Source organism: Bradyrhizobium campsiandrae (assembly GCF_014529705.1).
Classification (GTDB): domain Bacteria; phylum Pseudomonadota; class Alphaproteobacteria; order Rhizobiales; family Xanthobacteraceae; genus Bradyrhizobium; species Bradyrhizobium campsiandrae.
In genome coordinates this window covers 22,249-47,613 of sequence record NZ_JAANIH010000025.1, presented here as the reverse complement: position 1 = coordinate 47,613, position 25,365 = coordinate 22,249, and the positions used below count along the sequence as shown (strand labels likewise).

The following is a 25,365-nucleotide window of genomic DNA, read 5'->3' as shown; positions in this document are numbered from 1 at the left end:
GAGCTTCGTCCCTTGGGCGGGACCCCTCCGGGGCCTTGGCGGGCCGACCGAACGGGGCCGTATCCTGCCGTGGTACAGCAAAATCGGCCGGAGGCAACGGGCAAAATCCGGCCCGCTCTGGCGTACCAGCGCAAGACCGCCGGTGGCCTCGGCAAGCCCCCTGGGGAGTGCCTACGGCTCCCGGGCCCTGGTCCTGTCTTTGGCCACCTCCCGGACCAGGCTGTGGATGAAGCCCAGTTTGGCGACCACGGCCGGTGACAGGATGAAGGGATAGAGGTCGTGCAGGCCCATGGCGCGGTTGACGCTGTTTATGGCGAAGGTAAAGGGCAGCCATGCGTTGACCAGGGCCTCGACGCCCTTCGCCTCGTAGGGGTTGAAGCGAATCCGCGCCGTCAACTCCCCGTCGTGGTCGACCTTGGGGCGTACCTCCATGCCGAATTCGGAAGCCATCTCCAGCGTATCGACGATGTGCAGGTAGTGCGCCCAGGTCTCGGCGAAATCTTCCCAGGGGTGCGTGGTGGCGTAGGCCGACACGAAATTCTGCTGCCACTCAGGGGGTGCGCCTTCGGCGTAGTGGCGCTGCAGCGCCTCGCCATAATCGGCTGAATCGTCGCCGAACACGGCGCGGCATTCCTCCAGCCTGCCGCCGTCGCGCACCAGCACGTCCCAGAAATAGTGGCCAACCTCGTGGCGGAAATGCCCGAGCAGCGTCCGATAGGGCTCGCCCATCTCCAGCCTGCGCCGTTCGCGTTCGATCGTATCGGTCTCGGTGAGCGCGATCGTGATCAGGCCGTTGTCGTGGCCGGTCATGATCTTCTGCCCGGTGCTCGGATCGTCGGCGAGGAAGTTGAAGATCAGCCCGTGCTCGGGGTCATCTTGCCGGGTCTTGAGAGGCAGCTTCCAGCGGATCAGGGAGTAGAACAGCCGGTGCTTCGCCATCTCCAACTCGCGCCAGCCGGCGAGCTGTGCAGGGTCGGAGAGATCAGGCACGATGCCGTTGTGGCGGCAGGCCCGGCAAAAGCCGGTGGTATCGCTAGCATCGGTCAGCCAGTTGCAGGCGTCATACTCGGCATTGCGGCAAAGCATCCGGCGTTCGCCCTTGTCCGCAAGCGTCTTCCAGCCCTCCCCATCGGGCTCGATTGCCGACATCGTCTCCTTTTCAGGCAGGAAGGCGACCCGGTGACCGCAGCGTTCGCAAGCGCGGTTCTCGAAATAGAGAACGTTGCCGCAAGCCTGGCAAACAAAGAGCTTCAAGATTGAGCCTCTTGGGAAAGGGTGTGTTACGGATATCAGACGTGGCGCCACGCAGATACGCGCGCAGACCGCTCATCGTTCCAATCCCCGGAACAAATAGCCAGCTCCCGCGTTCATTCATACCCGCCAAGCGACGCAGCGGGCCTTTCCTTGATCTATTCCCTTTTGAGCAATGGCTATCACGCTTTGTCTGTGTGAATATATGATCGGCACGTGCGCTCCCGCATCACACCGGCCGACGCCTTGAACGATCCTACGCCCGAGTCCCCAGCTGCCGAAAGCCTGCGCCAGCATCTCGAAGAGATCGCGCGCGAGCGCGACAATGCCTATCGTGCGCTCCAGGAACGCGAAGCCGAACTCGCGCGTATCCAGCGCATCGGCAAGGTTGGCGGCCTCGAGGTCGACTTCCGCGAAGGCTTCAAGAACAGACGCTCGCCGGAATATCTGATAATCCACGGGCTGCCGTCCGAGGCCGCCGACGAGGCCCATGAGGACTGGGTCAGCCGCATCCACCCTGACGACCGCGCCGCGACCGTCAAACATTTCTTCGATGCGCTCGCCGGCGCAAGCGAAGATTACACCGCCGAATACCGTATCGTCCGCCCCAGCGACGGCCAAACCCGCTGGATCCGCGTCGTCGCCAAGATCGAACGCGACCGCGACGGCCGCGCTATCCGCCTCGTCGGTGCCCATATCGACATCACCGACCAGGCGCTCGCACGCGAGACCTTGCGCGAGAGCGAAGAGCGTTTCCGGCTGATCGCCGACAGCGCGCCGGTGCCGATCTGGGTGACCAAGCTCGACCGCACCCGCTCCTTTGCCAATCAGGCCTATGTCGATTTCGTCGGCCTGCCCTACGACCAGGCCATCGCCTTCGACTGGCGCAAGGTGCTGCATCCCGACGACCTGCCGCATGTCTTGCAGCAATCGGTGGAGGGTGAGGCTTCGCTCAAACCCTTCGTGCTGGAAGCGCGCTACAAGAATGCATCCGGCGAATGGCGCTGGTTGCGCTCGGAATCGCAACCCCGCTGGGACCCGACCGGCCGGCATATCGGTTTCATCGGCGTCGCCCACGACATCACCGTCGCCAAGCAGGCCGAGATCGAACTCCGTCGGCTCAACGAGACGCTGGAAGAGCGCATCGCCGAGCGCACTGCCGAACTGGAATCCAACGAGGCGCGGCTGCGCGCGATCCTGGAGACCAGCAATCAGTATCAAGGCCTCGTCAACCTGCAGGGCACATTGCTCTACGCCAACAAGACCGCGCTCGACGGCATCAAGGCGAGCTCTTCGGAGGTGATCGGAAAGCTGCTCTGGGACACGCCCTGGTTCACCGGCACACAGGGCATGAGCGCGGCCGTGCGCGAGGCCTTCGACACCGTGCTGAAAGGGCAAGCCGTGCGAATGGAGATGCGGCTGCGCCTGCCGATCGGCGAGCGCGATTTCGAGTTCGGCATGCGCCCGGTGCTCGACCGCCGCGGCAACATCACCGGCGCCGTCCCCGAGGCCGTCGACATCACCGAGCGCCGCCGCGGCGAGGAAGCGCTGCGGCAGTCGCAGAAGATGGAAGCGATCGGCCAGCTCACCGGCGGCGTCGCGCACGACTTCAACAACCTCCTCACCATCATCCGCTCCGCGACCGACTTCCTGCGCCGGCGCGAGCTGCCGGAGGAGCGCCGCCGCCGCTATGTCGACGCGATCTCGGACACCGTCGAGCGCGCCTCCAAGCTGACATCGCAGCTGCTGGCGTTCGCGCGAAGGCAGCCGCTGAAGCCCCAGATCTTCAATGTCGGCAGCCAGGTCGAGGGCGTGGCGCAGCTAGTGCGTCCGCTGGTCGGCGGCCGCATCGAGATCGCGGTCGAGATCGACGATGCCGATTGCTTCACCGTGGCTGACATCGCCCAGTTCGAGACCGCGCTGATCAACCTTGCCATCAACGCCCGCGATGCCATGGACGGCGAAGGCCGCCTCACCATTGCGGTACGTAAGGTCAATGGCATTCCGAGCCTGCGGGAACAATCGGCGCGGAGCGGCGACTATGTCGCGATCTCGGTCGCCGACACCGGCAGCGGCATCGCCCCTGAGAACATTGACGCGATCTTCGAGCCGTTCTTCACCACCAAGGAGGTCGGCAAGGGCACCGGCCTTGGCCTCAGCCAGGCGTTCGGATTTGCAAAACAGTCCGAGGGCGACATCGCCGTGACAAGCACGGCAGGCCAGGGCGCGATCTTCACCATCTACCTGCCGCAGGCGCAGAGTCCGATCGCCGAGCACGCGGCCGCGGCGCTGACCAGCGAGGCCGCCACCACGGGGCGCGGCTATCGCGTGCTCGTGGTGGAAGACAATGACGATGTCGGCCAGTTCTCGACCGAGCTGCTGGAAGACCTCGGCTACGTCACCCGCCGGGTCGCCAACGCCAATGCCGCGCTCGCCATCCTGGGCGAGAACGAATTCGCGGTCGACCTCGTCTTCTCCGACGTCATCATGCCCGGCATGAACGGCGTCGAGCTCGCCGGCATCATCCGCGAGCGCTATCCGGGCCTGCCCGTCGTGCTCACCTCCGGCTACAGCAACGTGCTCGCCGAAAGCGCCCATCGCGGCTTTGAGCTGATACAGAAGCCTTATTCGGTGGAATCGCTCTCGCGCATCCTGCGCAAGGCCATCACGGAGAAGCTGTCGGCGGCGAGGTGAGTGTTAGCCAAACCCACGCTGTCGTCCCGGCGAAGGCCGGGACCCATAACCACGAAAAGCTGTTGGCGAAGATTTCCAATGACCATCTCGTGTCAAACTTCTCCCTGGGGGTATGGATCCCGGCCTTCGCCGGGACGACGGCAAAGTGTTAGGATGCGCCTGCCTACATAACGTCGAACGTAGCGATACCTACCCCATGAAACCCGCCCTCTTCTCCGCCTGGCAAACCTGGGCGCTGCTCTCCGCCTGCTTCGCCGCGCTGACCGCGATCTTCGCCAAAGTCGGCGTCGAGAACGTCAATCCTGACCTCGCCACCTTCATCCGCACCATCGTGGTGCTGCTCGCCTTCTCGGTGCTGCTGTTCTTCACCGGGCAATTCGCCGTGCCGTCGGCGATCTCGTCGAAGACCTGGCTGTTCCTGGTGCTGTCGGGGCTTGCGACCGGCGCATCATGGCTCTGCTACTTCCGCGCGCTCAAGCTCGGGCCCGCGACGCTGGTAGCGCCGATCGACAAGCTCAGCGTCGTGCTGGTGGCGTTGTTCGCCTTCGCCTTTCTCGGCGAGCGACCGTCCGCGCAGGGCTGGATCGGGATCATCATGATCGGCGCCGGTGCAGTGCTGCTGGCGATCAGGTTCTAGGGCACACATTCCACGCCGACGCGTTCATAGCTCATGCGTTCACTTCGCTCACGTTTGCTGGCGCTCTGGATCATGCTGGTCGTCTCCGGTGTCGCGACCGGCTATCTGCTGTTCGAATCCTTTCAGCAGACAGCGAACGCACGGCTCGCCCGATCCGAGGAGCTGGTTGCGCGCGCCTGCCGCGATCTCGCCGACCGTTACCAGTTCTTTGTGACCGGCTGGAGCGGTGGGCCGATCGACGATCAATTGAAGCAGCAGCTGGTTGCCGTCGCCCAGACAGCGCTGGCAGGCGCAGCCGGCGTTGAGGGCGGCGTCTGGCAGGCCGATGAGGGCTCCCTTGCCTATGCGTTCCCGACCTATGAAGGCACCGGGCCGAAGACCGACCTTCCCGCCGCCGAGCTCAACACCATCCGCGAGGTCAATGCCGAGGCGCAGCGGTCCGGGCGAGCGGCGACGATCCGGCAGGCAGGCCGTTCCCAAGTGCTCATCGTCCACGCCTGCCCGCTGCGCGGCCCGCTGGCGGGGGTCACGGGATGGACCATGACACGGGCCTTCACCGCCGAAGGTCCCGCCTACAACCAGCTCCTCGCCGGCCTCATCGTGCTCGCGCTGACCATCTTCGGCTCGGCCGCCTGGCTCGCGCGCGTGCTCTATGCCTGGTCGGGCAAGATCAACCAGATCGAACGGACTTTGGACGATCGCCGGGACGGAGCGATCGATCTGCCCAGGCTGGCGCAGACCGGAGCGCCCGAGCTCGACCGCCTGGTCGATGCGCTCAACAGCACCGGCGAACGCCTCGCGCTGGAGCGCCGCCGCGCCGCCGCCGCCGAACGGCTAGCAGCGCTCGGCCGCATGTCGGCCGGCCTTGCCCATGAAATTCGCAACCCGATCGCGGCCATGCGCCTGAAGGCGGAGAACGCGCTGGCTGTGACCGACGGCTCCCGCAGCGAAGCAGCCCTGAGCGCAATCCTTCAGCAGGTCGACCGCCTCGATACCCTGCTGCGCGATCTCCTGGAGATGACGCAGGCCCGCGAGCCGAAGCTCGCGGAGGTCGATCTCGAAACCTTCCTGGCCCGCACGCTCGAGAGCCATCGCGAGCTCGCCGCGGCCCGCGGCATCACCCTGACCGCGGGAACCGGCCCCGTATCGTCACCGTTACCGCAGCTGGATCCGTCCCAGATGCAGCGAGCCCTGGACAATTTGATCATCAACGCCATCCAGAACACGCCGGCAGGCGGCACGATCGCGGTGAACGCAGATCGGCGCGACGACAGCTTGCTGTTACGCGTGGCCGACAACGGCCCCGGCGTTGCCGAGGACGTACGCGAGCGCCTGTTCGAGCCGTTCGTCACGGGCCGTGCTGACGGCACCGGCCTTGGGCTCGCCATCGTCCGCGAGATCGCGCGGAATCATCACGGTCACGTCCGCCTCGTGCGAAACATCGGCGGCGCAGTTTTCGAGATCGAAGTGCCATGGCGACCGTCCTGATCATCGACGACGACGCAGCACTGCGCGAGGGTCTCGCCGAAGCGCTTACCGATCTCGGCCATACGCCCCGTCTCGCCGCCTCCGGCCGCGAAGGTCTCGCGGCGCTTCACGGCGATGTCGACGTCGTGCTGCTCGACCTGCGTATGCCCGGCGGGATGGACGGCATCGAGGTGCTTCGCCGGATCCGCGCGAACCGCGACGCCCCGCCCGTCGTGGTGTTGACGGCCTTCGCCAGCGCCGCCAACACGATCGAGGCGATGCGCCTCGGTGCCTTCGATCACCTCAGCAAGCCGATCGGACGCGCGGAGCTGAAGGATCTGCTCTGCCGCCTGCCAGAGCGGATGCCGGCGGTCGGCGTCCCGGATGCCGACACAGAGGACAGCCTGATCGGATCGAGCGAGCCGATGCGCGCCGTGCAGAAGGCGATCGGTCTTGCCGCCGACAGCAACGCCATCGTGCTGATCCTCGGCGAAACCGGTACGGGCAAGGAGCTGGTGGCCCGTGCGCTCCATGTGCATGGCAAGCGCAAGGACGGCCCGTTCGTCGCCGTGAATTGTGCGGCGATTCCGGAAGACCTGCTCGAGAGCGAGTTGTTCGGGCATGTGAAGGGATCTTTCACCGGCGCAACCGCCGACCGGGCCGGCGCCTTCCGTGAGGCCGCCAACGGCACGCTGTTCCTCGACGAAATCGGCGACATGCCGCTCGCGATGCAAGCCAAGATCCTGCGCGCGTTGCAGGAACAGGTGATCACGCCGGTCGGCGGCAAGCCGGTGCACACCAAGGCACGCGTCATTGCAGCGACCCATCGCGATCTCGCCAAGCTCACTGCCACGGGCGAATTCCGCGAGGATCTCTATTACCGGCTCAACGTGGTGCAGATCGCAATCCCGCCGCTGCGCGATCGCGCGGCGGACATCCTGCCGCTCGCGCAGCACTTCCTCGCCCGCGCGAGCGCGAGCGGTATCAGGCACAAGCGTCTCAGCCAGGCCGCGATCGACAAATTGCAGCGCCATTCCTGGCCCGGCAACGTCCGCGAACTGCGCAATGTGATCGAACGTGCCTGCATCATGACGCGCGCGGACGTGATCGGGCCCGAGGACATCGACACCAGCGCGCACGACAGGACAGCGGACCCGTCGGCACCCGATGCAGATCTCCCGGCAGCCGTCGCGCAACTGGAGAAGACGATGATTGCGCGCGCGCTGGATGCTTGCGCCGGCAACCGCACCGAGGCGGCGCGCCGCCTCAATATCAACCGCCAGCTGCTCTACACCAAGATGCAGCGCTACGGCCTCCTCGAGATGTCAGAAAAGCTGACGGACCGCGTCGGGAAAGATGACGCCTGATCTCGTCGCCGCAGGAATAAACCCTTTCAAATCAAGCATTCGGCACCTGGCATATCGCTTGCTCAACGACAGGCAAGCGACGAGGTCGCGATATCGAAAGGAGTTGTTCCATGAAAACGACACGCCTACGCGCGGCGTTCTGGATGCTGCTCGCCACGACGGCGATCGGCGGCGGTGCGGCCGCGTATTCGCAGGCGACGGGTCCGATGTGGGATTCGTCGCAGCTTCCGGAAACGCGCGGGACGGTGAAGCAATACACGCTGACGCCGCGAGGTGACGTCGACGGCGTCATTCTCACCGATGGCACCGAGGTGAAGCTGCCGCCTCACCTCAGCGCCCAGACGGTGTTCGCGATCCATCCGGGCGACAACGTTTCCGTGCGCGGTTTGCGCGCGCGGGCGCTGCCGCTGGTCGACGCCGCCTCGATCACCAACGTCGCAACCGGCAAGAGCGCTGTTGACAATGGGCCTCCGGATCGACGTGGCGCAAACGATGATCCGGTCATCAGCGGCCGCATCGCTGTGCAGTTGCACGGCAAGCGCGGCGAGGTGAACGGCGCGCTGCTCGACGACGGCACCACGCTTCGCCTGCCGCCGCCGGAAGCCGAGCGCATGCAGGACTGGCTGCGCCCGGGCCAGACCGTTTCGGCGCGCGGCGACGTACTCGACACCGCGCTCGGCAAGGTCGTCGACATCAGGGCCATCGGCGCCTCGCCGGAGCAGATGACCGAGCTCCGCGGTCCGCGCCCGCCCGGCCCGAAGGATGGCCCCGATCGCCGCGGTCCTCCGCCGCCTCCCGGCTTCGGCCCGCCGCCGCCCCCGCGCGGCTGAGGCTTTGCTCGAAACGACAACAGAATGAGGACAACACCATGCATTGGATCGATCCCGACAGCCTGCCGGAAGTCGCAGGCACCTTCGAACGCTTCGTGCTCAATCCCCATGGCGAGGTCGACGGCTTCGTCATGAGGGACAAGCAGACCACCATCCTGGTTCACACCCCGCCGCACATGGATGGCGAACTGACCCGTCACCTCGCGCGCGGCGACAAGGTCCGCGTGCGCGGCGTGCGGCCTCGCGGCGCCCAGCTGCTCGCGGCTGTTTCGGTGACCACGGCAGGCGGGCGCGACATCGTCGACGAGGGTCCGGATCACGACCGCAAGCATCCCAAGGTGAAGCACGAGCCGATGTCCGTCCACGATCGCGTCGAACTGTCACTGTTCGGCCCCAAGGGCGAATTGCGCGGAGCGCTATTGTCCGACGGCACCGTGCTGCGCATCGGCCCCAAGGAGGCCGAGCATGTCGCGGCCCTGCTCGCCCCCGGTGCCAAACTTGCCGCCCGCGGCGACGGCCTCAAGACGAAGCATGGCCGCGTGATCCACGCGCTGGAGATCGGGCCCGATCCCGACAGGCTGAAGCCGGTGAAAAAGCCGAAGGACAAGAAGCCGAGGCACGGCCACGACGAAGACGCCCACGCGGCTTGAGGGAAGGAAGGCGAGGAAGGAGACCTGCATGTCGGACAAAGACAACAAGGCCCGCGCCGGCCGCGCGCTCGATGCGGCAAACTTCTTCCTCGCCGACGTCCGTGACGGGCTTGGCCCCTATCTCGCTGTCTATTTGCTCACCGAGCAGCACTGGGACGAAGCGCGCATCGGCCTCGTGATGTCGGTCGCAACCGTCGCCGGCATCGTGGCGCAGACGCCGGCCGGCGCGCTGGTCGATGCGACGAGGGCGAAACGGACGGTGATGGCGCTTGCGGCCGTCCTGGTCACGCTCGCCTCGCTCTCGCTGCCCCTGTTTCCGAGCTTCCTGCCGGTTGCGGTCTCGCAAGGCATCGCGCAGGCGGCTGCCGTGATCTTTCCGCCGGCGATCGCGGCCGTCTCGCTCGGCATTTTTGGCCATGCCGCCTTCACCCGGCGGATCGGTCGCAACGAGACCTTCAACCACGCCGGCAACGCGGTCGCGGCCGGCCTCGCCGGGATCTCCGCCTATTGGTTCGGGCCAACCGTGGTGTTCTATCTACTTGGTGCCATGGCAATCGCAAGCCTCGTCAGCATCCTTGCGATTCCAGAAGGCGCGATTGACCATGACCTCGCCCGCGGGCTGCACGAAGCCGCTACAGACAAGTCGCAGGACGCCCCCTCAGGCTTCAGTGTCCTCCTGACCTGCCGTCCTCTGCTGGTCTTCGCGATCTGCGCCGCGCTCTTCCACCTCTCGAACGCTGCGATGCTGCCGCTGGTCGGGCAGAAGCTCGCGCTTCAGGACAAGAACATGGGCACCAGCCTGATGTCGGCCTGCATCGTCGCCGCGCAGCTGGTGATGGTGCCATTCGCGATGCTGGTCGGCGCGAAAGCCGACCGCTGGGGCCACAAGCGCTTCTTCCTCGCCGCGCTCCTGATCCTGCCGATCCGGGGCGCGCTCTATACGCTCTCGGACAACCCATTCTGGCTGGTCGGCGTGCAGCTGCTCGATGGCGTTGGCGCCGGCATCTTCGGCGCGATATTCCCCGTCATCGTCGCCGACCTCATGCGCAACACCGGCCGCTTCAATGTCGCGCAAGGCGCCGTGATCACGGCGCAGAGCATCGGCGCGGCACTGTCGACGACGCTCGCGGGCTTTGTCGTGGTCGGCGCCGGTTACAGCGCCGCCTTCATCACCCTTGGCGCGGTTGCGGCGATCGGTGCCGTCATCTGCCTGCTGGCCCTGCCTGAGACGCGACACGCCAAGGACGGCGCTCCGCGTCGGCAGGGGAAGACAATTGCGCCGGCTTCCGCTATCGCTGCCGAATGAACCCATCCCACGCCAAGGATTGAACGTGCCGTCTGACGCCATCTGGGCCTGGAGCATCATCGTCGCCGCGACCGCTTGCGTCATCGTCCGCCCGTTTCGCCTCCCTGAGGCGATCTGGGCCGTGCTCGGCGCCGGTGCTTTGGTGTTATCAGGCTTGCTGCCTTGGCAGGATGCGCTTTCCGGCATCGAGAAAGGCGTCGACGTTTATCTCTTCCTGATCGGCATGATGCTGATCGCAGAGCTCGCGCGGCTTGAGGGCCTGTTCGACTATCTCGCCGCGGTTGCCGTGGAATATGCCGGCGGCTCGCCGCAGCGGCTGTTCCTGCTGATCTACATCGTCGGCACGGTCGTGACCGTGCTGCTTTCGAACGACGCCACCGCGATCGTGCTCACGCCCGCCGTCTACGCCGCGACGCGTGCGGCCGGCGCCAAGCCGCTACCCTATCTGTTCGTCTGTGCTTTCATCGCCAATGCCGCGAGCTTCGTGCTGCCGATCTCGAATCCCGCCAATCTCGTCGTGTTCGGCACGCGCATGCCGCAGCTCACCGAATGGCTGCGCCTGTTCGCCCTGCCCTCGGCGGCTTCGATCCTGCTGACCTATATCGTCTTGCGCCTGACCCAGCACCGCGCGCTGAAGGAGGAAGCGATCGCAAGCAGCGTGCCACACTCGATCCTCGGCCGTGGCGGCAAGCTGACGGCTGTCGGCATCATCGCCATCGGCATCGTGCTGGTCACCGCGTCGGCGCTCGACACGCCGCTGGGACTGCCGACCTTTGTCTGCGGCGTCGTCACCGCCGCGATCGTGCTGCTGATCAGTCGCCAATCGCCGCTGCCCGTGCTGAAAGGCGTGTCCTGGAGCGTGCTGCCGCTGGTCGGGGGCCTCTTCGTGATGGTGGAGGCACTGATCAAGACCGGCGTCATCGGGCAACTCAGCGCGCTGCTGCATCAGGCCGTCGCGCAATCAGTCCCCCAAGCCGCCTGGAGCGTCGGCATTGCCACCGCGATCGCGGACAACATCGCCAACAATTTGCCCGTCGGCCTTGTCGCGGGCTCCGTCGCCGCGAGCGACCACCTGCCCGCGCCCGTCGTCAGCGCCATCCTGATCGGCGTCGATCTCGGGCCCAACCTGTCGGTGACGGGGTCGCTCGCCACCATTCTCTGGCTGGTGGCGCTGCGGCGGGAAAAGATCGAGGTCGGCGCCTGGCCGTTCCTCAAGCTCGGTATGCTGGTGACGCCACCGGCCCTGATCGCCGCGCTGGCAGCCGCGATCCACTAACGACCACCTGTTTGCGGTGCATCAATGCCAGCAACGATCCCGCGGCTAAAGTCCATTTGTCGCGCAATTCGACTATGGCGCGGCAAGGAAGGTCATTATGCAGATCCAATCCAAGGCATTGCCGCAGAGTTTTTCCCTGCAACGCTCCATCCGGGGCTTTGCCTCGCCGCATGAGACATCGCATCCGCTGCTGATGCTCTCGGCCATCGTTCTTCTGACCGTATTCGCGATCGTGCAGGTCGATCTGCACAGCGCCCAGCTTCAGGCCATCGGCTTGCTGAGCCATACGGCGACCGGCATCGATCCCGTCTTTCTGAGCCCGTAGCGAGACAAGCCCGATCGCGACCGTAAACAGCCGCGACCGGGCCCTACATCGTCAGTCGTTCTCGTAGCCGTAGACTTCCGGCAGGATGAAGATTGCGGCCAGCAATCCGATCAACGGGAAGATCGCGACGAACAGCGTCGCATTGGCCTGTCCGATCGCGGCGAACAGCGACGGGAACAGGAAGATCGCCAGGAACGACGGCAGCTTCACGAACATGTAGGCAAAGCCGCTGGCGGTGCCGCGGTACTTCGGCTTGGCGACCATGGTCGGGATCGTCATGCAGTTCGACGCGTCCCAGTAATGGCCCCACAGCATGGCGGCGGCCGCGAACGGCAACAGCATCTTGTTGTCGGTGTAGAGCGCGAAGGCGGCGACCAGAAGCGAGGCCAGCACGATGCCGAAACCGGCGATGGCAATCCCGCGATGACCGATCTTGGGCGTCAAGAGCGGACCGACCCAGCCCGACACCGCGGCAAAGCAGAACAGCGCCATGGTCACCAGATTGTTGCCGAGAATGCTCGACACGCCGACCATCACAAACAGCACCGGCAGATAGAACGCGAAGGTCGAGAACTCGCTGCCTTGCGCAAAGCAGGCGATCCAGCCGTAGATCGTGGCGCGCCAGCGGATCGGATCCTTCTTGAGATCTGCGAGGAAGGCACGGGTCGAGACCTTCGGCACCACAACGTCCTGGTCCGGGAGCATGGCGAGGTCGTCGTTGAACATCTCGCGCGCCACCTGCTTGGCTTCGCGGAAGCGCCCCTTCTGCACCAGCCACACCGCCGTTTCCGGCACGTCGTGGCGCATGATGAGGATGATGAGCGCCGGCACCGCGCCGAGGCCGAGCGTCACGCGCCACAGCGTCTCGTGATGGATGTCGAGCAGCAGGAAGATCACGATGACGCCGATCGTCAGCACCTCGCCGACGGCGAACATGAACTGCCAGCGGTTGCCCATGACCTCGCGCTCACCCTTGGCCATGGATTCCATGATGTAGGTGTAGCCGGTCGAGATGTCGGAGCCGAGCGGGACGCCGAGCAGGAAGCGGATCACCACCAGCCAGGTGACGTTGGGCACGAAGGCCTGCGCCAGCGCCAGCACGATGAACATCACCATCGTCACCAGGAACATCACGCGGCGGCCGATCTTGTCGGACAGCCAGCCACCAAGCAGCGCGCCGATCAGCGCACCGCCCTGCGTGCCCGCCGCGGCTAGGCCGAGCATCAGCGGGTCGGGATTGTACTGCTCCTTGATGAAGATCAGCACGAAGGCGATCGAATAGAGGTCCCAGGCCTCGACCAGGATCGAGGCCATCATCAGCCAGCCGACCTTGTTGCCCTTGGGGCTGTAATTGGTGATGAGGTAGCGGACCGCGGCTTCGCTCGCGGTAGGTTGTGGCACGGCCATCGTCGACATTTTGGGTCCCTTCTTCAAAACTCTCTACGCGCCGAGCAGCGGCTCGATGCTGCAATCGAGCAGGCGCGGATCGATCCCCGCCTCCATGCCCGTGAACATCTCGTCCATGTAGTCGATCAGGGCGTCACTCGCCTTGACGGCATCCTCGACGCGGCGGTTCGCGACCGCGTGGAGAATACCGAGATGATGATCGATCGTTCCTGACAGATCGGTCTTGCCCGGCATGAAGCGGTGGTGGATGTAGCCAATGCGGCGATACAGCGTGTGCAGCGGCCGCAGCGTGTGCACCAGGAAAGGCTCGCCCGCAGCCTCCAGCACCAGCGCATCGATGCGCCGGTCGAGGCTGTTGAATTCGTCGAGGGTCAGGCTGGCGCGGCGCTCGCGCAAGAGGCGCTCGATGTGCAGCGCCTGGTTGCGATGCGAAAGGCTGGCGCGATCGGCCGCAAGGCGGATCACGAAACGCTCCATGTCGCGGCGCAAAGCCAGCAACATGCGCTCGCGCGCCAGATCGATCGGCGCGATGTGCAGGCCGTGGCGGGGACGAATGATGATGAGCGTGTCGGCGGAGAGCCTGTTGACGGCGTGATGCACCGGTGTGCGTCCGAAGCCCGTGATCTGCTGCAATTCCAGCATGGTCATGAACTGGCCGGGCTTGAGCTCGCAATGAACGAGCAGCTCCTCGATCTTCTGATAGGCCAGCTCGAAGAAGTTGAGGCGGTTGCGCCGCGAGGGCCTGCCCTCGCCGTCATCCTCTGATCTCACCACCTCGAGCGCGCGCTTGCGCCGTGCCATGTTTGCCTCCCGTCGGCCTGCGTTGTCGCTCGCAGGGCGGCGCCTTGTTTGTGGCAGCCTTAAAACATGTTGTGATATATTACAAGCAGGCGTAAGACTCCGATCGACCTCGCACCATGCTGCAGTGCGAAATGAAAACATGTCGGCGCGAGGCGCCGTGACGGGAGGACAAGGCCTGTGAAGATCATTTCGATCGAGACGCTGCGCACCGAGGAATTCTCCAACGTCATCTGGGTGCGCGTTCACACCGATAGCGGCGTGATCGGTCTCGGCGAAACCTTCTATGGTGCAGGCGCCGTCGAGGCTCAGATCCATGACACCTTTGCCGGCCGCCTGCTCGGCCGCAATCCCCTCCACATCGAAGCGATCCATCGCGACATGCTGAACCTGCCGATGGCGCAGTCCTCGACCGGCGTCGAATATCGCGCGGCGTCCGCGATCGACATCGCGCTGTGGGATCTGTTCGGCAAGGTCTGCAATCAGCCGGTGCACCAGATGCTCGGTGGCCTCTGCCGCGACAAGCAGCGCATCTACAACACCTGCGCCGGCACGCAATATGTCCGCTCCACCAATATCAGCCCGGTCTCGAACTGGAATCTCGGCGCCTCCAGGGGTCCCTATGAAGACCTCGACGGCTTCATGAACCGCGCCGATGCGCTCGCCGAAAGCCTGCTGGAAAGCGGCATCTCGGCGATGAAGATCTGGCCGTTCGATCCGGCGGCGCAGGAGAACAAGGGCCTCTACATCACCGCCGCGCAGATGAAGCAGGCGATCGAGCCGTTCGAGAAGATCCGCAAGGCGGTCGGCGACGCCATGGAGATCATGGTCGAGCTCCACTCGCTGTGGAATCTGCCGACCGCGAAGCAGATCGCACGCGCGCTCGAGCCCTACAAGCCGACTTGGTACGAAGACCCGATCCGCATGAACTCGCCGCAGGCGCTGGCCGAATACGCGCGCTCGACCGACGTCTGGGTCTGCGCCAGCGAGACACTGGGCTCGCGCTTCCCCTACAAGGACATGCTCGACCGCGATGCCATGCATGTGGTGATGGCGGATCTGTGCTGGACCGGTGGCCTCACCGAGGGGCGCAAGATCGCCGCAATGGCCGAGACCTATCACCGGCCCTTCGCGCCGCATGACTGCATCGGCCCGATCGGCTTCATCGCCGCCATCCACATGTCGTTCAGCCAGCCCAACACGTTGATCCAGGAATCCGTGCGCGCCTTCTACAAGGGCTGGTACAATGAGCTCGTCACGCCGATGCCCGTGATCAAGGACGGCTACGTCTTCCCGATGGAAGGCCCCGGCCTTGGCGTCGACCTTCTGCCCGCCGTCTTCGAGCGCTCCGATCTGATCGTGCGCCGCTCCACCATTTGAGGATGTCTTGAGATGAGCACCGCCCTGTTCGATCTGTCCGGCCGCACCGCCCTCGTCACCGGCTCCTCCCGTGGACTCGGCCGCGCCATCGCCGAGGGCATGGCCAAGGCCGGCGCGAAGATCATCATCAACGGCGTCGATCCCAAGCGTGTCGAGCAGGCCGTCGCTGACTTTCGCGCCGCCGGCCACCAGGCCGAAGGGGCCGCCTTCAACGTCACCGACGAGCCCGCGATCGTCGGCGCCTTCGAGCGCTTCGACCGCGAAGGGCTCGCCGTCGACATTCTCGTCAACAATGCCGGCATCCAGCACCGCAAGCCGCTCGCGGAATTCACCACCGACGAATGGCGCAAGGTGATCGAGACCGATCTCACCAGCGCCTTCGTGATCGGGCGTGAGGCCGGCAAGCGCATGATCCCGCGCAAGCGCGGCAAGATCATCAATATCGGCTCGCTCGGCAGCGAGCTGGCGCGCCCCACGATTGCCCCCTACACCGCGGCCAAGGGCGGCATCAAGAACCTGACCCGCTCGATGGCGGTGGAGTGGGCCCAGCACGGCATCCAGGCCAATGCCATCGGCCCCGGCTACATGCTGACCGACATGAACGAGGCGCTGGTCAACAACCCCGACTTCAACAACTGGCTGATGGGCCGCATCCCCTCCAAGCGCTGGGGCAAGCCGGACGAACTCGTCGGCGCGGCGATCTTCCTCGCCTCGGACGCCTCGACTTACGTCAACGGCCAGATCATCTATGTCGACGGCGGCATGATCGCCGCGATGTAATCGCGAACAAGGAACTCAGCCCATGCGTGCCGTCGTCATTCACGCGCCCAAGGATTTGCGGATCGACAATTATCCTGACACGGCGCCCGGTCCGGGCGAGGTCCGCGTCAAGATCGCCAATGGCGGCATCTGCGGCTCCGACCTGCACTATTACCATCATGGCGGTTTTGGCGTGGTGCGCATCCAGCAGCCGATGGCGCTGGGGCACGAGATCGCGGGCGTGGTCGCGGCCGTCGGCGATGGCGTCGGCAGCGTGAAATCAGGCACGCGCGTTGCGGTCAATCCGAGCAAACCCTGTAGCGCGTGCCGGCATTGCCAGGAGGGCCTACGCAACCAGTGCCTCGACATGCGCTTCCTCGGGAGCGCGATGCGCTTTCCCCATGTGCAGGGCGGCTTTCGCGAGTTCATCACCGTCGACGCGACGCAGGCAGTGCCGATCTCCGACAAGCTGTCGCTGGCGGAGGCCGCGGTCGCCGAACCGCTCGCGGTGTGCCTGCACGCCGGCAAGCAGGCCGGCGCCCTCCTCGGCAAGCGCGTGCTGATCACCGGCTGCGGCCCGATCGGCGCGTTGATGATCTTGGTCGCGCGCTTCGGCGGAGCATCCGAGATCGTGGTGACTGATGTAGCCGACGCACCGCTCGCGGTTGCGAGGAAGCTCGGCGCCACGCACGCCATCAACGTCGCGACCAATGCCGCCGCGCTCGATCCCTGGCGCGTCGGCAAGGGCGTGTTCGACACCCTGTTCGAGGCCTCCGGCAATCAGGCCGCGCTGCGTGCCGCGCTCGACGTGCTCCGTCCCGGCGCGACGCTGGTGCAGCTCGGCCTCGGCGGCGAGATGACGCTGCCGATCAATTCCATCGTCGCCAAGGAGCTACAGCTCCGCGGCACCTTCCGCTTCGATCCCGAGTTCGAGCTGGCGGTGCGGCTGATGGGCGAAGGCCTGATCGACGTCAAGCCGCTGATCACGGCGACCATGCCATTCGAAAACGCCGTCGCCGCGTTTGAGCTCGCCAGCGACCGCGCGCAATCGATGAAGGTGCAGCTGACCTTTTAAGGCTGCGCCAAGGCGGCCATGACCTCGCGGGACACGAACATCTCGGCACGCTCCCACGATTCGTCGTTATCGCCGCGGAAGGTGTAGAGCTTGTCCATCACGACCTTCCTGGCGCCGACGTCGATCACCGCGACCTTGGCCCATTGCACCAGTGTGCTGGTCTTCTGGATGCCGCCGATGACCTTGAACGCCGCCCCCTCCTGCTCGGACGGCGCCAACCGGTAACGCGGATCGGCGGCGATGTCGCGCCGCAGCGCCACCATGAACGCCTGAAGCCGCCGCTCATGGGCGACGCTCTGGTCGACAGGCTCGGCCGAGGTATCGGTGTAGCTGAAATCGTCGAGCGCGACAGTGGTCTCGGCAGCGACGGCCCGGCCATCCAGCCCGGCCCCGAGTAGAGCAGTCAAAGACAGCAACGACAGGGTACGGCGCATCGCGGGCCTCGGATGACAGAAAGGCCGCAAGCTAGGCCGACGCGCCATCTGCCGCAGCCGTGACCGTCCCGACCGGCACCGGGAAAATTTCACGACATTGCACCGCAGTAAGGGTGCCGCTTTGCGCAAGCACCGTTCTGCCCTTTAATGCGGGAGCGACATTCCGTTCGCGCCAGGTGCACGCCGATGTGGAACCGCGAAAGATTCGATCTCAAGGTCCGCCTGGCCTTGCGCGTGGCCGCCATATCGGCCGCCTGCTTTGCCGCGATCTCAGCCTATTTCCTGATCACGGCGGATCGCGCCGCCCATACGCGCAACGACGGCATCGCCGCCATCGTGGCGAAAACGCTGGAGCTGCAACAGGGCAAGGTGCTGTGGACGGCAAGCCCGCGCTCCGATTTTCCCAACCTCGATCCGGTCTCGGCCTATGTGATGACGCCCGGCCTGTGCCTGGCGTTCCGCGGCACCAGCGGCGAGATGCTCCAGCGCTTCTGCAGCGGTGCGCCTGTTACGGATGACTCGCCGCCGCAGATCTTCACGGCGTTCTATCACGGCCTGTTCGACCCCGGCCGCGAGGCGGCGCGGCCTGTGATCCTGCGCGGGACGAAGCTCGGCGAGGCCGTGGTCTCGGTCGACCCGGCCGTGCAGACGGCAGAGGCCTGGCACGAGGCCGGCCGCTTGATGCTGGCCCTGGCGATCGCCCTGCCGCTGCTGTGCGTGCTGGTCTATGCCGCACTCGCCCGCGCGCTGCGTCCGACCCGCATGATCCGCGCCGGTCTCGAGCAGATCGCCGCCGGCGACCTCACCGCGCGGCTGCCGCCGTTCGATCTCGCCGAGCTCTCGGCCGTGCGCGACATCTTCAACCATCTCGCCGAAAGTCTCGACACCGCGCTGGCCGAGCGCGCCGAGCTGACGCGGAAACTGATCGCGCTCCAGGACGAGGAGCGCCGTCATCTCGCCCGCGAGCTGCACGACGAGTTCGGCCAGTCGCTGGCCGCCATCCGCGCCCTCGCCTCCTCCGCCCGGCAGACCGCCGCACAGGAATGCCCGTCCCTGCTTGGCGAATGCGACGGCATCGCGCGGACCGCGACCGGGATGATGGAGACGCTGCGCGGCGCATTGTTCCGATTGCGCCCGCCCGATGTCGAGGAGCTCGGGCTCGTCGCCAGCCTCGAAGGCCTCGTTGCCGGCTGGAATGGCCGTGGCCGCGGCGAGACCCGTTTTTCGATCCGCTTCGACGGCACGTTCGAGACCCTGCCGGCGACGATCAGTGCCAATCTCTACCGCATCGTCCAGGAAGCGCTCACCAATGCCGCCAAGCATGCCGGCGCCACCAGGGTGAACCTCGAACTGACGATGCATGACGACGAGATCACGCTCGCCATCGACGATGACGGCCGCTCGACAGATCCTGTCGCGAAGTCAGGGATGGGCCTGCTCGGTATGCGCGAGCGGGTCGCAGCCCTGCGCGGCCGGCTGAGCTTCGAGGTCGGCCCATCCGGCGGCTCCGCACTGCGCGTCGTCATTCCGCTCGCGGCCGCGGGCCCGCAGGCGCTGGAGCACGCGGCATGACCGCGACCATTTTGCTGGTCGACGATCATTCGGTCGTTCGCGAAGGCTATCGCTCCGTGCTGCAGAAGCAGCCGGGCCTGCGCGTCATCGCCGAAGCCAGCGACGGCGCGGAGGCCTATCGCCTGTTCAAGTCCGTCGCGCCCGACCTCGTCATCATGGATCTCAGCATGCCCGGCATCGGCGGTGTCGAGGCCGTCAGGCGGATCAGGCAGTGGGACAAGGCCGCCAAGATCCTCGTCTTCACCATGCACGAGAATGCCGGATTTGCCGTACAGGCCATCCGCGCCGGCGCGCGAGGCTACGTCACCAAGACCAGTCCACCGGAGACGCTGGTTCGCGCCGTGATGGACGTGCTCGCCGGCAAGATCGCCATCAGCCCCGACATCGACCACGAGCTTGCCCTCAGCCGGATCAGCGGCGAGGACTCGGCCGCTGATGTCCTCACCCCGCGCGAGTTCGAGGTGCTGCGGCTGCTGCTCGCCGAGAACACGACGGAGGAGATCGCCGAGACGCTGCATGTCAGCCCCAAGACGGTGGCGAATCTGCATTCGCTGATCAAGGACAAGCTCGGCGTCGGCTCCGACATCGAGCTGGTCCGATTGGCGTTGCGTCAGGGGATATTGACGGAGCCCGATCTCGGCGAGGCGTGAACGGCTCCGCCAGGTGGCCGATCATTCGCGCGCGACCATCTGATCCAGCCAGGCGCAGTTCAGCGGCGGCACGCGGGGATCGGGAACGCGCACGCCGCGCGCAGCCGCATCCATCCGCATGTCGCGCAGGCGCTTGCGCTGCTCTTCCGGCATGTTGAGCCGTTCATGGCCCCAAAGTGACGGCCCATCAAACGTTTCGTGCGGTTGCCAGGTCTGGGGGTCGATCACGCGCCCGCCCCAACCATATTCGACGAAGAAGCCGGACGGCGTGTTCACATAGAACGAGGTCATGTGATCGTTGGTGTGGCGGCCCAGCGTGTAGGCGATGCGGCCATCGTCCATCTGCGCGAGATCATAGCCCTGCCCGACGTCATCGAGGCTGCCGAGCTCGACCATGAAATGATGCAGCGCCTTGCGTCCCGAGCCGACCATCGCAAAGGAGTGGTGGCGGCCGTTGACGTGGAAGAAATAGAGGCCATAGGGCTTCAGTCCGAAGTCCGAGACGTGGAAGCCGAGCACGTCGCGATAGAACGGCAACAGCGGCTCGACGTCCTCGACGTTGAGCACGGCGTGCCCCATGCCGAGCGCGCCGGTGCGGAAGCCCGAGATCGGGCGGCCCGGCTTGAACGGCTCGCTTGCAAGCTCGGGTTGGCAGAAAGCTTCCAGCCGGTTGCCGGCCGGGTCGGCAAACGTGATGAGTTCGGCGACATGGCGCTCGTCGGCAAGAGCGCGCGAGCCGCGCGTCACCTTGACGCCATGGCTTTCCAATCGGCCCGCCAGCTGGTCGAGCTCCGCGATGCCAGGCACCTCCCAGCCCATCACCGCAAGGCCGGCATCGCTGCTGCCGTCGACGATCAGGCGCTGCTTGCGATCATCCATGCGGAAGGCGCGCATCTTGCCGCCGCGATCGACCTGCTGCATGCCGAGCAGGCCGGTCGCCATCTGCCCCCATTGGTCGAGCTGGGACGAGTTGATCCCGATATAGCCGAGTGCGGTGATTTCCATCGACGTTCTCCCAAGGGCATCGCATCCGCTGCACTGCGGCGAACTTGATACCGGTCGCACACGACCCTACGGTGGCGCGCGCAATCGCTTCGCGTTTGCAACGACGATAATCGCACCGTCTCGCGCCACAAGGGAGAAAACACGAAGTGTCCAAGGAGCGGACGCGGAACGGGCCGCCGCGGCAGTCGGAGGGCGTCCGGGCCTTCAAGCGCGGGCTGGACGTGCTGCAGGAGGTCAACCGCTCCGGCGGCATCCGCGCCGGCGACGTCGCCCGCGCGCTCGATCTGCCCCGCCCGACCGTCTATCGCCTGCTCGAAACGCTGGAGGAACTCGGCTATGTCGCCCGCAGCGCCAGCGACGATCGTTTTCGCGTCACCCGGCTCGCCCTGAGCCTTGGCGATGGCTACGATCCAGGCGTAGTGATCTGCCAGGCGGCCGCGCCTTATCTGGCCGAACTCAGCAAGACCCTGGTCTGGCCGGTCGATCTCTCGACTTACGAGAACGCCGCGATGGTGGTGCAGGAGACCACACATTCGCGCAGCCCCCTCTCGATCGATCGCGGCATGATCGGCAAGCGCCTGCCGATGCTGCGCACGTCGGCGGGCCGCGCCTATCTCGCCGCCTGCCCCGCGCGCGAGCGCGACCTCATCGTCAGTCATCTCCGTCGCATCGACGAAGCCGACGACCGCCCCTTTCTCGACCAGGATCGCCTCGACCAGATGATCGCCGAGACGACCGCGCGGGGTTACGCCATCCGCAGCGAGGGCGAATACAATCCAAAGACGGCGTCGATCGCAGTGCCGATCGTTCGCGATGACATCGTGTTCGGCTGCATCTCGATCATCTGGATCCGGTCAGCGCTTTCGCTCGACGAAGCCGTGGCCGGGTTCGTTGCGCCGTTACGCGAAACCGCGGCCGCCATCTCCATCGAATCCTAGGGCGCTCCGGACCCGGCGCGCCGTTGTGGATTCAAAGCCTGGGCGGATGCATCAAAGACGACGCGGCATTGCGGGCTGAGCTGGTCGCGCTGCGCAGCCATACAATTCCTGATCTGCGTCCGGTCGGGGACATAGGCGGCGCAAAGCCGAAGAGCATCTCCCATGCAGGCTTGCCGCTGGTCGGCCTCGCTCGGACCGGACTGGGCCAGAGCCGGCGACATGGTTGCACTCAGCAGGGCAAGAACTAGGCGGAACTGCATAGGGATACTCACTCTCGGGTTGGGGTTGGCGTTTGGGAAGGCAGGCGACGTCACCCAGCATCATGGAAGGTGGAGAAACGTCGCGATGGTCGTCTCGATCAGAAGCTCGCGGGAGGTTTCCGGATCGATCTCGGGCGCGATCCGATTCAGCAGCATCGGAAAAGCCGGTGGCTGGTTGAGCGCCGCGTTGAGAAGAGCAAAGAACAGCGCGGGATGCGGGCTGCGAATGATTCCGGCTTCGATGCCGGCGGAGAAAAGCTCACGCACTGTCGCATATGCGGGACGCAGAAGCCGATCCGACACCAGCACGGCACGCTCCGGCGCTTCGCTCGCATGCCGGACGACGAAATCCCTGACATCCGGATTGGCTGCGTAGAAGTGGGCGATCTCGGAGATCACGGCGCAAAGCCGTTCACTCAGCGGGCGGGCGGAATCGCAAGCGATCTTCTGGACCCCGGCCATGGCAGGAAGCCCGACCGCGACGACGCGATCGAGGCAAGCCTCCCAGAGCGCAGCCTTGTTGCCAAAGTGAACGCGCACAAGATTGGCGCTGACCTTGGCGTCGGCCGCGAAGCTGCGCAGATCGGCGCCATCAAAACCGTGACAAGCGAACGCGTGGGTTGCCGCCGCCAGGAGTGCCTGGCGGCCATCCGGCATGTCCTTGCTGCGACGCCCTCTCGGGCGGGACGGCGCAACGCTCTTCTGTCTGGCCTTCGCCATGGCTACCTGCATATATGTTCAAATGTACATATATGTAATTGCCGCCGATTGCAAGAGCATTATCGGCCTCGGCCCGGCTGAGCCTCGCGGGCGCGGAGCCCTGTGTCCGCTGGATGGACACTCGGCACGGCGGCGTTGAAGCCAAGACCCGCCCGAGGACAAAGATGGCGCATGCAAAATAACTCCGCCGCTTCGGAATTCGATGCCGTGATCGTCGGTCGTGGTCCTGTCGGCGCCACGCTGGCCAATCTGCTCGGCCTCTGCGGCCTGCGGACCCTGGTGCTGGAGCGCGAGGCGCGGACCTATCATCTGCCGCGCGCGGTGCATTTCGACGATGAATGCATGCGGGTGTTCCAGACCATCGGCCTTGCGGAGGCGATCCTGCCGCAGGTCATCCTCAGCCCGGGCATGCTGTTCCTCGATGCCGACGGCAAAATGCTGCTGGACTGGTCGCGGCCGCAGACGCCAACCCCCATGGGGTGGAATCTCAGCTATCGCTTCCACCAGCCTGATCTCGAGGACGTGCTGATCGCAGGCCTCGCACGCTGGCCGCACGTCACCTTACGCAGTCGCTGCGACGTCTTCGCGCTGGATCAGGACGAGAGGGGCGTACGGGTCCGCTACGAGGATCTCTCCAATGGCAAGCTCAGCGAAGTCCGCGCGGCCTACGTGATCGGCTGCGACGGTGCACGTTCGCTCGTGCGCCGCTTCATCGGCGCCGGCATGGACGATCTCGGCTTCCATGAGCGTTGGCTGGTGATCGACGTGCAGCTCAAGCGCGCGCGCGACGATCTCGGCGATTACAGCCTCCAGCATTGCGACGTCAGGCGGCCGGCGACTTACGTGCGCGGCACCGGCGCCCGGCGGCGCTGGGAGATCACGGTTCTCCCCGAGGAGGATTCGAACGACGTCGCACAACCGGCGAAGGTCTGGGAGCTGCTGTCGCGCTGGGTCACCCCTGACGATGCCGAACTCGAGCGCGCCGCGGTCTACACCTTTCATTCCGCCATCGCGCAGCAATGGCGCAGCGGCCGGCTACTGCTTGCCGGCGATTCAGCGCACCAGACCCCGCCCTTCCTTGGCCAGGGCATGTGCGCCGGCATTCGCGATGCCGCCAATTTGGCCTGGAAGCTCGCCGCGATCAGTCGCGGCGAAGCGAGCTCCGATATCCTCGATACCTATCAGAGCGAACGGCTGCCGCATGTGCGCGAGTTCATCGAGCTCGCCATTCGCCTCGGGGGCGTCATCAACACCAAGGCGATCGAGGCCGGCCTCGCTGCCGGGCAGGCGCGCGAGAATGCGCCGGTCAAGCTCGACGTCAAAAAGCCCCTGCTCGGCCCCGGGCTCGCGCTCGGCGACCTGCCTCTCGCCGGACATCTTGCGCCGCAATTCGTGCTCAAGGACGGCAACCGCAGCGATGACCGGATCGGCTACAGCCATGTCCTGCTCGTCGAGAGCGCAGGCCATCCTGCGCTCTTGCAAGGGGGATTCAAGATCCTGACCAGCGATGATGCCGAAGGCATCGGACCCTGGCTGCGCGAGCACGGCCTCATCGCCGCGCTGGTTCGTCCCGACCGCTACATCGGCGGCACCGCCCGCAACGATGCCGAGCTCGACCGGCTCATCGCCGCCATTACGCCTTCCACCCATGTGCCGTCCGCGGCCTGACCGAACAATCTCCCCCAAGGATATCTCATGAAGCTGCTCTCTTTCATCGCCAACGGCCGCGCCTCCTTCGGGGCCGTCAAGGACAACGGCGTCGTCGATCTCGGCGCGCGCATGGCGCCTTGCACCTCTTTGCGGCAATTGCTCGAAGCGGGCCGCGTGGCCGAGGCGGCTAGGCTGGTCGCTGCTACCGCGCCGGATCATCCGCTGGAGGCCATCAGCTTCGCCCCTGTCATCCCCGACCCCGGCAAGATCATCTGCGTCGGCCTCAACTATCGCGACCACGTCGCCGAGACCGGACGCACCGTCACCGAGAAGCCGGCGCTGTTCGTCCGCTTCCCCTGCAGCCAGGTCGGTCACCTCCAGCCGATCGTGAAACCTGGGGTCAGCGACGATTTCGATTATGAAGGCGAACTCGCCCTCGTCATCGGCAAGCAAGGCCGGCACATTCCCGCGAGCCGTGCGCTCGACCATATCGCCGGCTATGCCTGCTACAATGAAGGCAGCATCCGCGACTGGCAGCGCCACACCAGCCAATTCCTCTCCGGCAAGACCTTCGCGGAGAGCGGCAGCTTCGGCCCGTGGCTGGTGACATCAGACGAGATTCCGGACCCGTCGAAGCTCACCTTGCAGACCCGGCTCAACGGCACCGTGGTGCAGGACACCACCACCGATCTGTTGATCACCGCCGTCCCCGAATTGATCGCCTATATCTCGACGATCTGCCCGCTCGTCCCCGGCGACGTCATCGTGACAGGCACGCCCGGCGGCGTCGGCGCCAAGCGCACGCCGCCATTGTGGATGCGCCCGGGCGACACCGTCGAGGTCGAGATCTCCGGCATTGGCGTCCTGCGCAACAAGGTCATCGCCGAGCCGGCCTGACACCGCGACCGATCCAT

22 protein-coding genes and 1 pseudogene are annotated in these 25,365 nt (G+C 65.6%); 17 read left to right on the top strand and 6 right to left on the bottom strand.

The window, feature by feature from the left end; all coding sequences use genetic code 11:
- Positions 1–171: 171 nt before the first annotated feature.
- Positions 172–1,254, bottom strand: coding sequence for a zinc-binding metallopeptidase family protein (locus tag G8O24_RS19770; RefSeq protein WP_188102172.1), 1,083 nt, complete (start codon positions 1,252–1,254; stop codon positions 172–174).
- 213 nt (positions 1,255–1,467) lie between these two features.
- Here G8O24_RS19770 and G8O24_RS19765 point away from each other — a divergent pair, with 213 nt between their 5' ends.
- From G8O24_RS19765 to G8O24_RS19725, 9 genes are all read left to right on the top strand, one after another.
- The gene (locus G8O24_RS19765; RefSeq protein WP_188102170.1) at positions 1,468–3,945 is read left to right on the top strand and encodes a hybrid sensor histidine kinase/response regulator; all 2,478 of its coding nucleotides are present in this window, start codon (positions 1,468–1,470) and stop codon (positions 3,943–3,945) included.
- A gap of 196 nt (positions 3,946–4,141) precedes the next feature.
- Positions 4,142–4,582, top strand: coding sequence for an EamA family transporter (locus G8O24_RS19760; protein ID WP_188102168.1), 441 nt, complete (start codon positions 4,142–4,144; stop codon positions 4,580–4,582).
- Between the two features lie 33 nt (positions 4,583–4,615).
- On the top strand, positions 4,616–6,070 hold the full coding sequence (locus G8O24_RS19755) for a sensor histidine kinase (RefSeq protein ID WP_188102166.1): 1,455 nt from the start codon (positions 4,616–4,618) through the stop codon (positions 6,068–6,070).
- The gene (locus G8O24_RS19750; protein ID WP_188102164.1) at positions 6,055–7,416 is read left to right on the top strand and encodes a sigma-54-dependent transcriptional regulator; all 1,362 of its coding nucleotides are present in this window, start codon (positions 6,055–6,057) and stop codon (positions 7,414–7,416) included. The genes G8O24_RS19755 and G8O24_RS19750 overlap by 16 nt, the downstream gene beginning before the upstream one ends.
- Positions 7,417–7,526: 110 nt before the next feature.
- Positions 7,527–8,246, top strand: coding sequence for a hypothetical protein (locus G8O24_RS19745; protein ID WP_188102162.1), 720 nt, complete (start codon positions 7,527–7,529; stop codon positions 8,244–8,246).
- Between the two features lie 38 nt (positions 8,247–8,284).
- On the top strand, positions 8,285–8,896 hold the full coding sequence (locus G8O24_RS19740) for a hypothetical protein (RefSeq protein ID WP_188102160.1): 612 nt from the start codon (positions 8,285–8,287) through the stop codon (positions 8,894–8,896).
- A 28-nt stretch (positions 8,897–8,924) separates the two neighbouring features.
- Positions 8,925–10,202: an MFS transporter gene (locus G8O24_RS19735; protein WP_188102159.1), complete on the top strand. Its 1,278-nt coding sequence runs from the start codon at positions 8,925–8,927 to the stop codon at positions 10,200–10,202.
- A gap of 25 nt (positions 10,203–10,227) precedes the next feature.
- Positions 10,228–11,478, top strand: a complete 1,251-nt coding sequence (locus G8O24_RS19730; protein WP_188102157.1) for an arsenic transporter — start codon at positions 10,228–10,230, stop codon at positions 11,476–11,478.
- 97 nt (positions 11,479–11,575) lie between these two features.
- Positions 11,576–11,803: a hypothetical protein gene (locus tag G8O24_RS19725; protein ID WP_188102155.1), complete on the top strand. Its 228-nt coding sequence runs from the start codon at positions 11,576–11,578 to the stop codon at positions 11,801–11,803.
- A 51-nt stretch (positions 11,804–11,854) separates the two neighbouring features.
- On the opposite strand, the gene G8O24_RS19720 is transcribed toward G8O24_RS19725, so the two are convergent.
- Both G8O24_RS19720 and G8O24_RS19715 read right to left on the bottom strand, forming a co-directional pair.
- On the bottom strand, positions 11,855–13,219 hold the full coding sequence (locus G8O24_RS19720) for an MFS transporter (RefSeq protein ID WP_188102153.1): 1,365 nt from the start codon (positions 13,217–13,219) through the stop codon (positions 11,855–11,857).
- A gap of 24 nt (positions 13,220–13,243) precedes the next feature.
- A complete protein-coding gene (locus tag G8O24_RS19715; RefSeq protein ID WP_188102152.1) occupies positions 13,244–14,011 on the bottom strand; it encodes a GntR family transcriptional regulator in 768 nt (255 codons plus the stop codon).
- A gap of 177 nt (positions 14,012–14,188) precedes the next feature.
- Here G8O24_RS19715 and G8O24_RS19710 point away from each other — a divergent pair, with 177 nt between their 5' ends.
- From G8O24_RS19710 to G8O24_RS19700, 3 genes are read left to right on the top strand one after another with little or no spacing between them, the layout of a single operon-like run.
- Positions 14,189–15,388, top strand: coding sequence for a mandelate racemase/muconate lactonizing enzyme family protein (locus tag G8O24_RS19710; protein WP_188102150.1), 1,200 nt, complete (start codon positions 14,189–14,191; stop codon positions 15,386–15,388).
- Positions 15,389–15,400: 12 nt separating this feature from the next.
- Entirely contained in the window at positions 15,401–16,168 is a 768-nt protein-coding gene (locus tag G8O24_RS19705) for an SDR family oxidoreductase (RefSeq protein ID WP_188102148.1), read from the top strand.
- A gap of 22 nt (positions 16,169–16,190) precedes the next feature.
- On the top strand, positions 16,191–17,222 hold the full coding sequence (locus G8O24_RS19700; RefSeq protein WP_188102146.1) for an L-idonate 5-dehydrogenase: 1,032 nt from the start codon (positions 16,191–16,193) through the stop codon (positions 17,220–17,222).
- On the opposite strand, the pseudogene G8O24_RS19695 reads toward G8O24_RS19700, so the two are convergent.
- Positions 17,222–17,656 (bottom strand): annotated as a pseudogene (locus tag G8O24_RS19695) (DUF2380 domain-containing protein); the annotation flags it as partial. The gene G8O24_RS19700 and the pseudogene G8O24_RS19695 sit on opposite strands and share 1 nt — an antisense overlap.
- 186 nt (positions 17,657–17,842) lie before the next feature.
- Here G8O24_RS19695 and G8O24_RS19690 point away from each other — a divergent pair.
- The gene (locus G8O24_RS19690) at positions 17,843–19,228 is read left to right on the top strand and encodes a sensor histidine kinase (protein WP_188102144.1); all 1,386 of its coding nucleotides are present in this window, start codon (positions 17,843–17,845) and stop codon (positions 19,226–19,228) included.
- Positions 19,225–19,878: a response regulator gene (locus G8O24_RS19685; RefSeq protein WP_188102142.1), complete on the top strand. Its 654-nt coding sequence runs from the start codon at positions 19,225–19,227 to the stop codon at positions 19,876–19,878. Before G8O24_RS19690 ends, G8O24_RS19685 begins: the two co-directional genes overlap by 4 nt.
- Positions 19,879–19,899: 21 nt before the next feature.
- On the opposite strand, the gene G8O24_RS19680 is transcribed toward G8O24_RS19685, so the two are convergent.
- Complete coding sequence (locus G8O24_RS19680) at positions 19,900–20,883, bottom strand: VOC family protein (protein ID WP_188102140.1); 984 nt, start codon at positions 20,881–20,883, stop codon at positions 19,900–19,902.
- 146 nt (positions 20,884–21,029) lie between these two features.
- Between G8O24_RS19680 and G8O24_RS19675 the strand changes: the two genes are divergently transcribed.
- Positions 21,030–21,821, top strand: a complete 792-nt coding sequence (locus tag G8O24_RS19675) for a DNA-binding transcriptional regulator (RefSeq protein WP_188102138.1) — start codon at positions 21,030–21,032, stop codon at positions 21,819–21,821.
- A 320-nt stretch (positions 21,822–22,141) separates the two neighbouring features.
- On the opposite strand, the gene G8O24_RS19670 is transcribed toward G8O24_RS19675, so the two are convergent.
- A complete protein-coding gene (locus tag G8O24_RS19670) occupies positions 22,142–22,801 on the bottom strand; it encodes a TetR/AcrR family transcriptional regulator (RefSeq protein WP_244645909.1) in 660 nt (219 codons plus the stop codon).
- 171 nt (positions 22,802–22,972) lie between these two features.
- Here G8O24_RS19670 and mhpA point away from each other — a divergent pair, with 171 nt between their 5' ends.
- Positions 22,973–24,469: a bifunctional 3-(3-hydroxy-phenyl)propionate/3-hydroxycinnamic acid hydroxylase MhpA gene (mhpA, locus tag G8O24_RS19665; RefSeq protein ID WP_188102136.1), complete on the top strand. Its 1,497-nt coding sequence runs from the start codon at positions 22,973–22,975 to the stop codon at positions 24,467–24,469.
- A gap of 27 nt (positions 24,470–24,496) precedes the next feature.
- Positions 24,497–25,348, top strand: a complete 852-nt coding sequence (locus G8O24_RS19660; RefSeq protein ID WP_188102134.1) for a fumarylacetoacetate hydrolase family protein — start codon at positions 24,497–24,499, stop codon at positions 25,346–25,348.
- Positions 25,349–25,365 lie beyond the last annotated feature (17 nt).